This is a genomic window from Janthinobacterium sp. AD80, from assembly GCF_002878455.1.
GTDB lineage: Bacteria > Pseudomonadota > Gammaproteobacteria > Burkholderiales > Burkholderiaceae_D > Janthinobacterium.
Genome location: NZ_NRDQ01000392.1, coordinates 1 through 562, shown reverse-complemented (window position 1 = coordinate 562; position 562 = coordinate 1). Strand labels below are relative to the sequence as shown.

2 tRNA genes and 1 rRNA gene are annotated in these 562 nt (G+C 47.0%); all 3 read left to right on the top strand.

Annotated features, from left to right (window positions below):
- Positions 1-4 precede the first annotated feature (4 nt).
- Positions 5-81 (top strand) — tRNA-Ile (locus JaAD80_RS29970).
- Between the two features lie 19 nt (positions 82-100).
- Positions 101-176: transfer RNA gene (locus JaAD80_RS29965), tRNA-Ala, on the top strand.
- 243 nt (positions 177-419) lie between these two features.
- Positions 420-562 (top strand): 23S ribosomal RNA (locus JaAD80_RS29960); the annotation flags it as partial.

Genomic DNA, 562 nt, shown 5'->3' with positions numbered 1-562 from the left:
ATTTGGGGCTGTAGCTCAGCTGGTTAGAGCACCGTGTTGATAACGCGGGGGTCGTTGGTTCGAGTCCAACCAGCCCTACCAGTTTCTGTAGTAAATCTCAGGGGGATTAGCTCAGCTGGGAGAGCACCTGCTTTGCAAGCAGGGGGTCGTCGGTTCGATCCCGTCATCCTCCACCAAAAGTTCAAACGTAAATCAGTGTTGATTGCAACACCGGGATTTAGGTTTGGTCTTTTCGAGACCAAGTGCTGTATGTTCTTTAACAATCTGGAAGAAGTAAAGATTATTTATTGATCGGTTTGCCGTAAAAAGCGAATCGATGGGTAATGATTGTATGTATCAACAAACAAGCAACAACGTTGTACTTTCTTATCCCTGTAGCGCTCTTTCATTATGCAAATGATGAGAGGCTAACGTTATAGGGACAAGCGAATAAGTGCACATGGTGGATGCCTTGGCGATTACAGGCGATGAAGGACGTAGTAGCTTGCGATAAGCTGCGGGGAGTGAGCAAACACACTTTGATCCGCAGATTTCCGAATGGGGCAACCCACCCTTTTAGGGT